General features: G+C 71.1%; 15 protein-coding genes. 2 read left to right on the forward strand and 13 right to left on the reverse strand.

Annotated features, from left to right (window positions below):
• Positions 1-225: 225 nt before the first annotated feature.
• The 8 genes from AB0I71_RS13835 to AB0I71_RS13870 all read right to left on the reverse strand — a co-directional run bounded on the left by AB0I71_RS13835 (position 226) and on the right by AB0I71_RS13870 (position 7924).
• Positions 226-753 carry a gluconokinase gene (locus tag AB0I71_RS13835; RefSeq protein WP_357584336.1) on the reverse strand — a complete coding sequence of 176 codons (528 nt, stop codon included), beginning with the start codon at positions 751-753 and terminating at the stop codon, positions 226-228.
• Positions 743-1972 carry a D-mannonate dehydratase ManD gene (gene manD, locus AB0I71_RS13840; protein ID WP_357584338.1) on the reverse strand — a complete coding sequence of 410 codons (1230 nt, stop codon included), beginning with the start codon at positions 1970-1972 and terminating at the stop codon, positions 743-745. Before manD ends, AB0I71_RS13835 begins: the two co-directional genes overlap by 11 nt.
• 30 nt (positions 1973-2002) lie before the next feature.
• On the reverse strand, positions 2003-3061 hold the full coding sequence (locus AB0I71_RS13845; protein WP_357584340.1) for a sugar kinase: 1059 nt from the start codon (positions 3059-3061) through the stop codon (positions 2003-2005).
• Positions 3058-3696, reverse strand: a complete 639-nt coding sequence (locus AB0I71_RS13850; protein ID WP_357584342.1) for a bifunctional 4-hydroxy-2-oxoglutarate aldolase/2-dehydro-3-deoxy-phosphogluconate aldolase — start codon at positions 3694-3696, stop codon at positions 3058-3060. Before AB0I71_RS13850 ends, AB0I71_RS13845 begins: the two co-directional genes overlap by 4 nt.
• A gap of 2 nt (positions 3697-3698) precedes the next feature.
• Entirely contained in the window at positions 3699-4847 is a 1149-nt protein-coding gene (gene dgoD / locus AB0I71_RS13855; RefSeq protein ID WP_357584344.1) for a galactonate dehydratase, read from the reverse strand.
• Between the two features lie 7 nt (positions 4848-4854).
• Positions 4855-5670: a carbohydrate ABC transporter permease gene (locus AB0I71_RS13860; protein ID WP_357584346.1), complete on the reverse strand. Its 816-nt coding sequence runs from the start codon at positions 5668-5670 to the stop codon at positions 4855-4857.
• A complete protein-coding gene (locus AB0I71_RS13865; RefSeq protein ID WP_357584348.1) occupies positions 5667-6614 on the reverse strand; it encodes a sugar ABC transporter permease in 948 nt (315 codons plus the stop codon). The genes AB0I71_RS13860 and AB0I71_RS13865 overlap by 4 nt, the downstream gene beginning before the upstream one ends.
• A 71-nt stretch (positions 6615-6685) precedes the next feature.
• Positions 6686-7924, reverse strand: coding sequence for a sugar ABC transporter substrate-binding protein (locus AB0I71_RS13870; protein WP_357584350.1), 1239 nt, complete (start codon positions 7922-7924; stop codon positions 6686-6688).
• A gap of 188 nt (positions 7925-8112) precedes the next feature.
• Between AB0I71_RS13870 and AB0I71_RS13875 the strand changes: the two genes are divergently transcribed.
• On the forward strand, positions 8113-8880 hold the full coding sequence (locus AB0I71_RS13875; RefSeq protein ID WP_357584352.1) for a FadR/GntR family transcriptional regulator: 768 nt from the start codon (positions 8113-8115) through the stop codon (positions 8878-8880).
• Between the two features lie 171 nt (positions 8881-9051).
• Here the strand turns inward: AB0I71_RS13875 and AB0I71_RS13880 are convergent, their stop codons facing one another.
• Both AB0I71_RS13880 and AB0I71_RS13885 read right to left on the reverse strand, forming a co-directional pair.
• Complete coding sequence (locus AB0I71_RS13880) at positions 9052-9525, reverse strand: VOC family protein (RefSeq protein WP_357584354.1); 474 nt, start codon at positions 9523-9525, stop codon at positions 9052-9054.
• Between the two features lie 99 nt (positions 9526-9624).
• On the reverse strand, positions 9625-10401 hold the full coding sequence (locus AB0I71_RS13885) for an aminoglycoside adenylyltransferase family protein (protein WP_357584356.1): 777 nt from the start codon (positions 10399-10401) through the stop codon (positions 9625-9627).
• 96 nt (positions 10402-10497) lie between these two features.
• Between AB0I71_RS13885 and AB0I71_RS13890 the strand changes: the two genes are divergently transcribed.
• Positions 10498-11115 (forward strand): hypothetical protein, encoded by a 618-nt coding sequence (locus AB0I71_RS13890; RefSeq protein WP_357584358.1) that lies wholly within the window; start codon positions 10498-10500, stop codon positions 11113-11115.
• A gap of 57 nt (positions 11116-11172) precedes the next feature.
• Here AB0I71_RS13890 and sigJ read toward each other — a convergent pair whose 3' ends face one another.
• The 3 genes from sigJ to AB0I71_RS13905 form a co-directional block, all read right to left on the reverse strand.
• Entirely contained in the window at positions 11173-12057 is an 885-nt protein-coding gene (gene sigJ / locus AB0I71_RS13895) for an RNA polymerase sigma factor SigJ (RefSeq protein WP_357584360.1), read from the reverse strand.
• Positions 12058-12149: 92 nt separating this feature from the next.
• On the reverse strand, positions 12150-13163 hold the full coding sequence (locus tag AB0I71_RS13900) for a CehA/McbA family metallohydrolase (RefSeq protein WP_357584362.1): 1014 nt from the start codon (positions 13161-13163) through the stop codon (positions 12150-12152).
• Complete coding sequence (locus tag AB0I71_RS13905; protein WP_357584364.1) at positions 13156-13884, reverse strand: CBS domain-containing protein; 729 nt, start codon at positions 13882-13884, stop codon at positions 13156-13158. The genes AB0I71_RS13900 and AB0I71_RS13905 overlap by 8 nt, the downstream gene beginning before the upstream one ends.
• Between the last annotated feature and the right edge of the window lie 113 nt (positions 13885-13997).

Genomic DNA, 13997 nt, shown 5'->3' on the forward strand with positions numbered 1-13997 from the left:
CCGTCCACCTGCCGTCGCGACACCGCCAACGTTCCTGGCCACCACCCCAGATGGTGACCCACCACCGCACCGCACACCCCAGAAACCCGCAAACCCACCCCCACCCCAACCCCCCGTGCTACCTCCCCCGCCCCCGCCTCGCCGATCGTGCACTTTTGCGGGGACGAAAAGTGCACGATCGACACGCGGGGCGGGGGTGGCGCGAGGCAGGGAAGGAAGGAAGGGTCAGGGGTGGTGGGGTAGGGCGAGGTGGTTGACGGTTTTCGTGATCAGTTCGTCGGTGGACAGGCGCAGGTCGAGGACGAGGCCCTGCTCATCGGGGCACAGCGGCTCCAGCGTGGCGGTCTGCGAGTCGAGCAGGCTCGCCGGCATGTAGTGGCCCGAGCGAAGCGTCAGCCGCTCCCGGATCACCTCGGACGGCCCGGCCAGGTGCACGAAGTCCACAGCCGGCGGGCCCTGCCGCAGCACGTCCCGGTAGGAGCGCCGGAGCGCCGAGCAGGCCAGCACCGTCGACACCCCCTCCCGGTGGCGGGCGGCCATCCAGTCGGCCAGGGAGCGCAGCCACGGCCAGCGGGCCGCGTCGTCCAGGGGTACTCCGGCCCGCATCCGGGCCACGTTGGCCACCGAGTGGAACTCGTCGGCCTCGGCGAAGGTCAGCCCGGTCAGCGCAGCGACCCCCTGCGCCACCGTCGTCTTCCCGGCGCCGGAGACGCCCATCACCACCACGTGCCGGGTCGACCGGTCACCAGTCATGGACGGTGCCGTCCTGAAGCCGGTTGAACGGCAGGTACGCCGGCTGGTACGGGAACCGGGCGGCCGCCGCCTCGTCCAGCTCGACGCCGAGGCCCGGCTGCTCACCCGGGTGCAGGTAGCCGTCGGTGAAGGTGAACGACTGGCGGAACACCTCGTTGGTGAGCGCGCCGTGCCGCATGTACTCCTGGATGCCGAAGTTGTGGATGGCCAGGTCCAGGTGCAGGGCGGCGGCCATGCCGACCGGCGAGATGTCGGTCGGACCGTGGATACCGGACTTGATCTGGTACTGCGCGGCGAAGTCGAGCAGCTTGCGCATCGCGGTGATGCCACCGGTGTGGGTGACCGCCGAGCGCACGTAGTCGATCAGCTGTTCCCGGATCAGGGTCTGGTAGTCCCAGACGGTGTTGAAGACCTCGCCGATCGCCAGCGGCGTGGTGGTGTGCTGCCGGACCAGCCGCAGCGCCTCCTGGTTCTCCGCCGGGGTGCAGTCCTCCAGCCAGAACAGGTCGTACGGTTCGAGGGCCTTGCCCAGCTTCGCGGCCTGGATCGGGGTCATCCGGTGGTGCCCGTCGTGCAGCAGCGGCAGCTCGGGCCCGAACTCGTTGCGGACCGCCTCGAAGACGCCGGGCAGGTGACGCAGGTACGCCCGGGTGTCCCAGTCCTCCTCGGCCGGCAGCGGCGTGCGCTGCGCCGGCTCGTAGTCGTAGCGCTTACCGTCGGCGCTGGGCTGGGTGGCCACGCCGTACACGGCGTTGATGCCGGGCACGGAGGTCTGCACCCGGATCGACCGGAAGCCGAGGTCGAGGTGCGACCGGATGGAGTCGAACAGCTCCGGCAGGTCCCGCCCGGAGGCGTGGCCGTACGCCATGATGCCGGTGCGGGACGCGCCGCCGAGCAGCTGGTAGAGGGGCATCCCCGCGGCCTTGGCCTTGATGTCCCAGAGCGCGACGTCGACCGCCGCGATGGCCGCCATGGTGACCGGTCCGCGCCGCCAGTACGCCGAGCGGTACAGGAACTGCCAGGCGTCCTCGATGCGGTGCGCGTCGCGCCCGAGCAGCAACGGCACCACGTGGTCACGCAGGTACGAGGCGACGGACAGTTCACGTCCGTTGAGCGTACCGTCGCCGAGGCCGGTGATGCCGTCCTCTGTGGTGATCTTCAGGGTGACGAAGTTGCGGTCCGGGCTGGACACGATGACGTCGGCGGCCACGATCTTCACGAGGGGTGCCTTTCTCCTGCGGGAACGTACTCAGCGGAGGGTGGTGCCGGCGGCGCTGCCGGTGATCAGGGTCAACTCGTCGCGGCGGGGCAGTCCCTCCCAGTCGCCGTCGCCGGCGACCGCGAAGGCCCCGAGGGTCACCGCGCGACGGAGCCGGTCGACCAGGTCCAGCCCGTCGAGGTGCCCGGAGAGGTAGCCGGCGGTGAACGCGTCGCCGGCCCCGACGGTGTCCACGGCGGTCACCGGGACCGCCGCGACGTGGGTGACACCGTCGACGGTGTGCGCCCGGGCGCCGTCGGCGCCGAGCTTGACAAGCACCGTCCGCACGCCCCGGCGCAGCAGGCCGGCCACCGCTGTGGGTTCGTCGGCGCTGGCCGACGCGACCAGGTCCAGCTCGTCGGCGGAGGCCACGACGACGGAGGCGTACCCGGCCAGCGGGGTCAGCGTCGCCCGGGCGGTCTCGCGGGACCACAGTCCGGCCCGGTAGTTCACGTCGAGGCAGACTCCGATACCTGCCTCGGCCGCCGTACGCACCGCCCAGGCGGCGGCCTCGCGGGCGCTGTCCGACAGCGCGGGGGTGATCCCGGTCAGGTGCAGCATCCGGGCGCCGGCCGCGAGCGGGGCCCGCAGGTCCTCGACGTCGAGGGCCGCACCGGCCGAACCGGCCCGGTGGTAGCGGACCCGGGACACGTCGGCGGTACGCCGTTCCAGGAACATCAGGCCGGCGGGCCGATCCGCGTCACGGCGTACCGCGGCGACCTCGACCCCCTCGGCGCGGAGCTGGCGCAGCACGAACTCGCCCAGCTCGTCGTCGCTGACCCGACCGACCCAGGCGGCCCGGTGGCCGAGCCGGGCCAGACCGATGGCCACGTTCGACTCCGCGCCGGCCAGGTGCATGGTCAGCGGCCCGCCGTTGGCGAGCGGCCCGGACGAGCGCAGCGACACCAGCGCCTCGCCCACGGTGACCACGTCGACACCGTGGGTCGGGGTGTTCGGGCCGCCCGCGCTCAGGTCGGCGCTGCGCTGCGCCGCCTGCCGCCGCACGGCGTCACCGCTCGGATCCCGGGGAGCGGCCTGCTGTGCGCTCATGACGCCGCCGTGGCGCCGATCGCCGCGAGGTGGGCGCGGGCCCGCTCGCGCAGGGCGGCCAGGTCGCCGCCGGAGGCGGCGTCGCCCACCAGGGGGCCGCCCACGCCGACGGCTATCGCTCCGGCCGCCAGGTAGCCGGGCAGTTCGGCCGGCCCCACCCCGCCGACCGCGATGAACGGGATGTCCGGGAACGGGTCACGCACCGCCCGCAGGTACGCCGGCCCGCCGACCGAGGCCGGGAACAGCTTGACCGCGCTGGCGCCCAGCCGCACCGCCTCGTACGCCTCGGTGGGGGTGAGCGCACCGGCGGCGACCGGCAGGCCTCGGCGGGCCGCCACGCCTATCGACTCGACCACGGCCGGGGTGACCACGAACTGGGCGCCAGCCGCCGCGACGTCGGCCACGTCGGCGCTGGTGAGCACCGTGCCGGCACCGACCAGGCCGCCGGGTGGAGCAGCCGCCCGCAACGCCTCGATGGCCCGCAGCGCGTCGGGCGTGGTCAGCGCCACCTCGATGATCGACACCCCCTCTTCCAGCAGGGCGGTGCCGGCCGCGATGGCGGCGGCGGTGTCGGTGCCGCGGATGATGGCCAGCAGCCGGGTCGCGGCCAGTTCGGCAGTGAGATCCAGGGTCATGGTCACCACTCCGCGTAGGAGCCGTCGGGATGCCGGAAGGTGGGGCTGCGCCAGGCGTGGCCGCGCTTGTCCGCCGCGCGTACCGCCTGCTCGTCGATCTCGATGCCCAACCCCGGCGCGGTGAGGCGCTGCACGTACCCGTCGACGAAGGCCAGCGGCTGCTGGTCGACGCAGTAGTCGAGCACCTCGGCGCCGAGGTTGTAGTGGATGCCGATGCTCTGTTCCTGGATCAGGTAGTTCGGGGTGGCGAAGCCGACCTGGAGGCAGGCGGCCAGCGCGATCGGCCCGAGCGGGCAGTGCGGGGCGAGCTGCACGTCGTAGACCTCCGCCACGGCGGCGATCTTGCGCACCTCGGTGATGCCGCCGGCGTGCGCGAGGTCCGGCTGGGCCACCGCGATGCCGGCCTGGAGCACCGGCAGGAACTCCTGTCGGCTGTAGAGCCGCTCCCCGGTCGAGACCGGGGTGGTGGTGGACCTGACGAACTCGCCGATCAGGTGGGAGTTCTCCGGCACCACCGGCTCCTCCAGGAACATCGGTCGGTACGGCTCCAGCAGCGGCGCGACGCGCCGGGCGTTGGCCAGGGTGAAGCGGCCGTGGAAGTCGACGGCCACGTCCCGGTCGTCGCCGAGCACCTCCCGGGCGGCGGCAACCCGGCGCACCACCGCGTCGAGTTCGGCGACGGAGGCGAGCGGGCTCATCCGGCCGGAGGCGTTCATCTTCACCGCGGTGAGCCCGGCCTCCACCCGGGCGGCGATCTGGTCGCGGACCTCGTCGGGTTCGTCGCCGCCGACCCAGCCGTAGACCCGGATGCGGTCCCGGACGGGTCCGCCGAGCAGTTGGTGCACGGGTGCGCCGTACCGCTTGCCGGCGATGTCCCACAGTGCCTGGTCGAGGCCGGAGACGGCGCTGGCCAGGATCGGTCCGCCCCGGTAGAAGGACGCCTTGGTCAGCACCTGCCAGTGGTCCTCGATCCGCAGCGCGTCCCGGCCGATCAGCAGCTCGCTGAGCTGCTCGACGGCGGTACGTACGGTCTCGGAGCGGCCCTCGCAGGTCGCCTCGCCCCAGCCGACGATCCCGTCGTCGGTCTCCACCCGGACGAAGAGCCAGCGGGGTGCGACGAGGAAGGTCTCGACGCGGGCAACGGTCGTCATGATCGCCTCAGCCCTTCGTCGCACCGGCGGTGAGGCCGGAGACGATGTACTTCTGCACGAACAGCGCGATGACCATGATCGGCAGGGTGACCACTGTGGTGGCCGCCATCAGGCCGCCCCAGTCGATGCTGGCGTAGCCGACGAAGTCGAAGATCGCCACGGGCAGGGTCTTGGTGTCCGCGCCGGAGAGGACCAGGGCGAACATGAAGTTGTTCCAGGAGAAGATGAAGGACAGGATGCCGGCGGTGGCGATGCCCGGTACGGACAGCGGCAGCGTGATCCGGCGGAAGGCGCCGATGTGGGTGAGGCCGTCGACGAGCGCCGCCTCCTCCAACTCCTCCGGCAGTCCGTCGAAGAAGCCCATCATGATGTAGACGATCAGCGGCAGCGAGACGAACATGTGGCTCAGGATCAGCACGCTGAAGCCGCCGACCATGCGCAGGTTCGAGAAGACGTAGTACCAGGGCACCAGCAGCGAGACGCCGGGGATGACCCGGGCCATGAGCACCACGAGCGCCGACTTGCGCATGTTGAACCGGCTCATCGAGTACGCCGCCGGCACGCCCAGCAGCAACGACAGCGTGGTCGCCGCGAAGGCCACCCAGAGGCTGTTCACGATGAACTGCACGTAGTTGGCCTGTTGCAGCACCGTGCCGTAGTTGTCGAGGGTCGGCGTGAAGACGAGCGCCTTGGCGGAGTCGTAGATGTCGACGTTCGTCTTGAACGAGGCGGCGACCATCCAGATCAGCGGTGCCACGAGCGAGAGCACCACGACGACGAGCGCGATGGTGCGGAACACCTTGAACCCGGTGCTTGGCCTCATCGTCCGGCCCCCTTCCGACGTGCGGTGAGCGCCCACATCGAACCGATGATGATCAGGAAGAACAGGATCAGCACCGTCGAGGAGAGGCCGTACTCGTTGTAGTCGAAGCTCAGGCCGTAGGCGTACACGTTCAGCGTCTCCACCTCGTGGAACGAGCCACCGCCCCGGCCCTTTGTCGCGTAGAGGATGTCGAAGGTCTTCAGCGCGTCGATGCCGCGCAGCAGGATCGCCACGATCACGGTGGGCATCAGCAGCGGCAGCGTGACGTGCCGGAAGCGCTGCCAGGCGCTGGCGCCGTCGATCATCGCGGCCTCCTGCGGCTCGTCGGAGAGCGAGGTCAGGCCGGCGAGCAGGATCAGCACGACCATCGGCGTCCACTGCCAGATGTCGATGAAGATCGTGGTGGGCAGCGCGGTGTGCTGTCCGGCGAGCCACGGCTGCGGGCCGATGCCGACCCAGCCCAGCGCCTGGTTGGCCAGGCCGATGTTGGGGTCGAAGATGAGCCGCCACATCATGCCGACCGCGACCGGGGTGGCGACCAGCGGCAGCAGGATGGCGACCCGGACCCACTTCTCGCCGCGGAACGGCCGCCACAGCAGCAGGGCGACCGCCATGCCCAGGACGACCTCGACGAACAACGCGACCCCGGTGAACGCCCCGGTGCGCGCCACCGCGGGCCAGAACCGGTCGGTGTCGGTGAGCACCTCGACGTAGTTGCCGAAGCCGATGAACTCCGACTCGGCGCGGACGGAGCCCGCCGAGTCGGTGAGGCTGAGATAGCCCGTCCAGGCGAGCGGGAAAATGATCAGCGCGGCGACGAAGGCCATGGCCGGTGCCGCGAAGAGCCACTTGCGATGGTCGTTGGCCCAACGCGCCCAGCCGGGCGTGTCGGGCATGACGGAGGCGCCGCGGGGCGCCCTCTCGGGGGCGGTGACTGCTGGCATCGGATCTCCGTGGTGGACAGAGCCGGGCGGGGGTGGCGGGGCGGTCGGCCCCGTCACCCCCGCGCTCGGGCTCAGCGGGCCTCGTCGTCCAGGAACTTCTGGAATCCCTCGTTCGCGGCATCGGCCGCGGCAGCCGCGTCCTTGCCGGTGATCGCGTCGACGATCGGCTGTCCGACGATCTCCCGGGCCTGCGCCACCCGCTCGACGACCGGACGGTCGTGACCCACGCCGTTGGCGAGACTCACGGTGATCGCGTCGGCCATGTCCTTCGGGTAGGTCGCGATGCCTTCCGGGTTCTCCCAGACGGAGGTACGGGCACCCGGCACGCCGGCCTTCTGCTGCTCCAGCGTCTGCTGCTTACCGGCGGCCCACTCGATGAACTTCCAGGCGTTGCTCTGGTTCTCCGAGGCCTCGTTGACGGCCAGACCCCAGGAGGGGATGTTGTACGGCTTCGAACCGGCCGGACCGGCGGGGAACGGCGCGAACCCGACGGTCTCGGAGACCTTCGACTTGGCCGGGTCGGTGGCGTTCTTGTAGAGCGAGTTCGCCTCGGTGTAGAAGGCGGCCTGCCCCTGGGTGAAGATCGCCATCGCCTCCGACCAGCTCATGTCGGTGCTGATGTTGGCCGGGCCGTGCTCGCGCAGCAGCCCACCGTAGTAGGCGTACGCCTGCTTGGCGGCGTCACTGTTGACGGCGGCCTTGCCGGACGCGTCGACGAAGTCGCCACCGAAGCTGTAGAGGAAGCTGGAGAACTGGGTGACGGCGGCGGCCTTGCCAGTCCGCGCCACGAAGCCGGCGACGCCCGGGTTGTCCGCCTCGATCTTGGCCGCCTGGGCCTTCAGCTCGTCGAGCGTCTGCGGCGGCGCGGAGAAGCCGGACTTCTCCAGCAGGTCCTTGCGGTAGTAGAGGACCTGCTGCTCGGTGATGATCGGAATGCCGACCACCTTGTCCTCGTACGTGGTCGCGCCCAACGGCGTCTCCTGGAAGTCGTCCAGGCCGAAGTCGGCGCTCTCCTTGGCCTTGTCGGTCAGGTCGGCGAGGTACTTGTTCTTGGCGAACAGCTGACCTTCCTGCAACGGCCGGTACATCATCACGTCGATGTCGCGGGAGCCCGCGTTGAGCTTGACGTTGTACTGGTCCGAGAGCTGGTCCTCGCCGAGCTGGGTGACCTCGACCTTGAGCCCGGTCGCCTGCTCGAACTCCGGCAGCGCCTGCCGGATGTTCTCGGTCCAGACGTGGTTGACGAGCGTCACCCGCACCGTGTCCGAGGCTCCGCTGTCTTCACCACCGCCGCAGGCGGACAGGGTCACTGCGGCCACCATCGCCAGCGATGTCCCAATTATTGATCGACGTCCCACGTCCGTCTCTCCTTCTGTCCTGGTCGGCGCCTCGGGGGGACGAGCGCGACCTCGGCCTGTTACATCCGCTTAACGTCCGGATGCTAGGCCGAAAAAGCAGACTTAAACAAGTGGTAGACCCAACTGATATGATTCGAGCCGTGGATCTGACCTCCCCGGGGGCCGCGCCCGCCCAGACCGCCCCTGTCGAGGCCGGGCTGCACGGACGCGTCCTCGATCACCTCGGCACCGCCATCTGCGGCGGGGAACTCGCGCCCGGGGCGGTGCTCAACATCGACGACCTGGTCGACCGCTACGCGGTGTCCCGTTCGGTGATCCGCGAGGTGCTGCGGGTGCTCGCGTCGATGGGGTTCATCGAGACCCGGCGGCGGGTCGGCGTCATGATCCGCCCCGCCGACGCCTGGAACGTCTTCGACCCGCAGGTGATCCGTTGGCGGCTCGCCTCGGCCGGGCGCATCGCCCAGCTCCGCTCGATCACCGAGCTACGGACCGCCGTGGAACCGCACGCCGCCTGGCTCGCCGCGCACCGGGTCGACCACGACGAGGCAAGCGAGCTGGTCGGCCTGGCCGCCAAGATGTGGGCGGCAGGGAAGGCCGGCGACGAGGAGCGCTTCCTCAGCCTGGACATCGAGTTCCACCGCCGGGTGCTCCGCGCCTCGGGCAACGAGATGTTCGTCAAGCTCCAGGACCTGGTGGCCGAGGTGCTCACCGGCCGCCACCACTACCACCTCATGCCCCACCACCCGCACGAGCAGGCGCTGCAACTGCACGCCGACGTCGCCCAGTCGATCCAACGCCGCGACGGCGACGGCGCCCGCCAGGCCATGAAACAGATCATGGAGCACGCGTTCGACGAGATGGCCTCGATGTGGGAGCAGGAGCGCACCCCCGAGCCACACCCCGCCTGAGCCCGCCCCACCCTCCCGCACCGTCGTATCCGATCCGGCCCCGCACCACCACGACGTCGTCGATCATGCAGTTGTGGTACCTGACAATCTGTGCATTCTTCCCTTTACCGGTGCCACAACTGCATGATCAGCGAAGGGGTGGCGGGTCCGATTGGGGGCAGGTGTCGTTGTTCAGGCAGCAGCCCGGCCGAGGTCGCCCGGCCCGGCGGCCCGGCCCTGTTCGGCGAGGATCCCGGTGGCCTGGCCGACCTCGATCAGGTATCCGTCCGGATCCCGCAGATAGCAGCGGATCTCCGCAGCGTGGTCCTTCGGTTCGGTCAGGAACTCCCCGCCACGGGCCCGCCACTGCTCATAGACCGCGTGCACGTCGGTCACCCGAATGTTGATCGCGCCGCTGAGCGTGTTCGCGTCCGCCGGGGCCTGGGCTCGTACGGTCGGCTTGTCGTCGGTGGGGCCGCCCTCGTCGTTGAGCACGATGTAGCTGTTGTGCAGGCGCAGGACGGCCGGATTGCGCTCGCGCACCACCGTCGCGCCCAGGACTCCCCGGTAGAACTCCCGGGAGCGGTTGACGTCACGCACGATCAGCAGGTGGGTGAGGACCATGCCACCCTCGGGCTGGAAGTAGTCCGGCGCCTCGTCGGCCATCTCGGCTCCCGTCGTCGAAAGCCGGCGCTTACCCGCTGATCACGCCCGCACACCTGCCCGCTGCCAGGTACTCGATCACGCGTACGAGTCACCGCCCTATCAGGGGTGGATCCCACCCGGCCGCACGGCCTGTTCGAGGTGGCGCAGCACCTCGTGGACGTGCGGGCGGACCTGGGCCCGCAGGGCTTCACTCCAGCGCTCCTGCTCGTAACGGCAGTCCAGGTACAACTGGCGGGCATGGGCCAGGACCGGCCGGTGTTCCGGGGGCAGACGGGCCAGGGCCCAGTCGGCTGCGGCGTCCTTGGTACGGACCTCCCCGGTGGCCACCGTGAACCAGACGCGGGCGAGGGTGAGCAGCACGTTGCGGGTGTCACCGTCGAGGTCGTCCAGCAGTCCCGGTACGCCGGCCAGGCTCGCCCTCACCACATCGGCCCGGGGCACCGGAGCCAGCACCTTCGCCGGAGGCGGTCCGACCAAAGGATGATCGCCGGCACGGGCCGCCGTGGCCAGCAGCGCCAGGTCCGCCATCGTCTCCGGTTGCGGGACCACACCGGACAGGTACGCCTCGCGCCGCCACTCGCCGTACTGGAAGTCCACTGTCGACGGGTAGTGCCACGGCCACACCTCGGCGGCGACGACAGCTGTCAACTCGACCGGACGGGCCTGGTGCACCGGACCAGAGACGGCCAGCAGCCCGTCGAGCAGCAGCCGCCGCTCCCGGTCGGTCAGGCTCCGCGCGACGACGACGAGCACATCGATGTCACTGGCGGGCCGCAGTCCGCCGAGGACGGCCGAGCCGTGCAGGTAGGCGCCGACGAGCCGGTCGCCGAGCACGTCCTTGAGGAGTTCGACGAGCCGCCGGATCTGGTCCATCATCGGCCGAGTCTGTGCCCGGACACAGCGCCGGTGCCACCGTTTTCCGGCCGTGCCACGGGCCGCCGGCTGGTCCTGGCGTTGCGTACGATGCGGCACATGGCGTTGTTGCATCGAGCGGACATCCGTCCCACCAAGCTGGAACTGCTGGCGACCTGGCTGCCGACCCGCGACTGGTACGCGGGCAGCGGCGACGTGACGCGGGTGGCCGCGTACCGGTTCGACGACCCGGCCGGGCAGGTGGGCATTGAGACGCTGCTGGTCCGGGGCGGTGACGGCCCGGTGCACCAGGTGCCGTTGACCTACCGTGGGGCGCCGCTGGACGGTGCCGACGAGTGGCTGGTGGGCAGCACCGAGCACTCGGTGCTGGGCCGCCGCTGGGTCTACGACGCGGTGGGTGACCCGGTGTACGCGGCCGCCCTGGCCGCCGCCATCCTGGCCGGCACCGGGCAGGCCGAGGAGTACTTCGAGGTTGACGGCCGGCGGGAGGTGCGCGCGCCGAGCATGGGCATCACCAGTGACGCTTCCGCCGCCGACCTGCCCACGGTCGGGGCGGTGCGCCGGGTGGTGGACGGCGACCCGACGCTCATCGTCACCGACGCCGTCGAGTTGGGGGTGATCCGCCGCCCCGGGTCCGCCGCCGCCCCGGCCGGCGCCACGTTGACCGGCACCTGGGACGACGTCCGCGCGCCGCTGGCGTACGCCGCGCTGCGCTGAACCACCGCGAACCCGGCGCGTGCCGACCGGCTGCGCATCGACCCGGCGGCCGGCGGGTCAGTCGGCGAAGGCGGAGAGGTCGAAGGAGGCCAGGCGTTGCGGGTCGGCGATCACATCGATCTCGGCGATGCGCCCGTCCCGGACGCTGAACGCCATGACCGACAGCGGTCGACCCGCCGCCATGACGACCACTCCGGCGGTGCCGTTGATCACCGCGTGGCGGGCGAACGGCGAGAACCTGCCGAAGGCCGTGGCCTGGGCGGCCACCGCCCGCGCGCTGGTGATCACGGTGGTGTGCCGGGTACGGGTGGCGCCGCCGTCGGCACGGAGCACCACGTCCGGATGCAGGACGGCGACGAGCCCCTCGATGTCGCCGTCCCGGGCGGCGGCGAGGAACGCGCTGACGACCACGCGCTGCCGGGCGAGGTCGGTGTCGACAGGCGGCGCCTGCCCGCGTACCCGACGACGGGCCCGGCTGGCCAACTGTCGGGTGGTGGCCGGGGACCTGTCGATCATCGGCGCGATCTCGTCGAACGGCACCCCGAACATGTCGTGCAGGACGAACGCGAGGCGTTCGGCGGGGGTCAGCGTGTCGAGCACCACCAGCAGCGCCAGTCCCACCGAATCGGCCAGCACGGCGGCGTGCTCGGGATCGTCGGGGCCGGCGGGTGCGATCACCGGATCGGGTACCCGGACGTCCAGCGGCTCCTCGCGCCGCCGCTGCCGGGTACGCAGGATGTTCAGGCACACTCGGGCGACCACGGTGGTCAGCCAGGCGGCGAGATTGTCCACCTCGTCGGCGTCGGTACGGGACAGCCGTAGCCAGGTTTCCTGCACGGCGTCCTCCGCCTCGCCGAGCGATCCGAGCATCCGGTAGGCCACCGAGTGCAGGTACGGCCGCTGCTGCTCGAACCGTTCGGCCAACCAGGCGGACTCCCCCATGCCGCTCCCCTTCCTGAAGGTTCACCCCCTCGACCCCGGCAGCACCCGGAATGTGACGGGGTGCCAGCGACCGGCGTGACGGGCGACGCCGATCAGGCCAGGATGACGGGGTTGGTCAGGGCTGCCATCTGCCGGTCCGGATGGCGCACCTCGGCCCGGACGAAACCGCCGTCCCGCGCCGCGGTACGCCAGCGGACGGTGCCCGCCCCGTCGGCGGGAAGCCGCTCGCGGAGCACGGTGCCGCGTTCGGTGTGCAGGCTGACGGTGCCGGACGGTACCCCGGACACCCGCACCCGTACCTCGACCGGTTCGCCGGCGGAGTCCAGCCGGGCACCGACGCCGACAGCGCGGTCACCGGTCACGGCGGTGAGTTCCAGGTCGACGGCGGTGGAGCCGGCGATCCAGCTCCGGCCGGCCCGCAGGCCGGCGAGGACCGCGTCGACGCTCAACTCGTCGGCGAAGACCACGGTGTGCGGTGTGCCGAGCTGGCCGGCCAGGTGGGCGTCGCTGTTGCCGACCGCCGGCCACCACCGTCCCTGATGGATGTCGTGGCCGAGGTTACGCCCCCATTCGGCAAGCGCCGCCTCGTTGTCGGCGTTCCAGGGCAGGTCCGAGCGCCACTGTCCGTTCCAGACCTCCACCGCGTCGAAGTACCGGTACGGGTAGGCCAGGGTGCCGGACTCGTACGGCGCGTACGGGTGCGCGGCCACGCAGAGTCCGCCCGGTCCGCGTACCCGGGCCAACTGCCGGTCGATGGCGTCGTCGCGTACGCCGTACCGCCACTCGACCTGGTGTCCGGGGTCGAGGCCGAGGGCGAGCCAGTGCCCGGTGTGGGTGGTGACCTCCTGGCCGAGGATCACCAGCAGGTCGTCACCCGCGTACCGGCTCCAGTCACCGTGCCCGGCCGAGGTGTTGTGCTCGGTGGTGGCGACAAAGTCCAGCCCTACCTCGCGGGCGGCGGCGGCGAGCTGCCCCGCTGTGAGTTCGCCGCCGGTGGAGAGCACCGTGTGCAGGTGGACGTCGCCCCGGTACCAGCCGGGTCCCCGGCCCGCCACCTGCCGGGCCGGGTACTCCACCACGTCGGGACGCCGGAGCCGGTCAGTCACGCGAGGGCCGCATGAGGTGCTCGGCGGTGCCGAACGCGTAGCCCCGGGAGCCGATCAGCTCTGCGTCGTCGCGCTCCCAGGCCAGCTCGTCGATCACCTCGACAACGCCGGCGAGCCCAGCGGTGTGATCGGCCACGATGCCGGCGAGGCTACGACTCTCGACGGTGCCGGACAACGTCACCACGCCGTCCACCACCGCGACCGTCACGGTGTTCGGGTCGATCCACAGGCTGCGCAGGACGTTGTCGACGACGTCGGCGCTGATCTCCGCATCCGGCCGGGTGTGGATCCGCAGCAGATCCCGCCGTGACACGATTCCGATGAGCCGCCGGTCGGTGTCCACGACCGGCATCCGTTTGACCTGTTCGGCCTCCAGCCGTCGAGCCGCCGCGGCGACCGACGCCGTCGGCTCGACCACGACGGCCGGCGCGGTCATCAGGTCGGCGGCGACATTGGCCTGCGCCTTCGCCGCCACCCGCCGAACGCCGATGATCCGACGGTGCCGTTCGTCCCCCGCCGCCTCGATCTTGTGCAACAGGTCGGCCTCGGACACCACGCCGAGGACGTGGCCCTCCGCGTCCACCACGGGTGCCGCGCTCACGCCGCTGCTCACCAGCGCGTCCACCACCTCGCGGTACGAGGTGTCGGGCCGCACCGACATGACGTCGCGGGTCATCACGTCGTCGACAGTCCAGTGCGTCTTCTTCTTCAGGGTGGTCATGATCGCCTCCTCACCCCGCCAGGCTGCCACCATCGCTGGCCAGCCGACAGGGGCGTTGGCCCTGCTTCCGGGTACGTTCTTCCTCTCCTACCCAGGGAGGAGACGGCCACCCA

The sequence above is a fragment of the Micromonospora sp. NPDC049891 genome, from assembly GCF_040660295.1.
Classification (GTDB): Bacteria; Actinomycetota; Actinomycetes; order Mycobacteriales; family Micromonosporaceae; genus Micromonospora.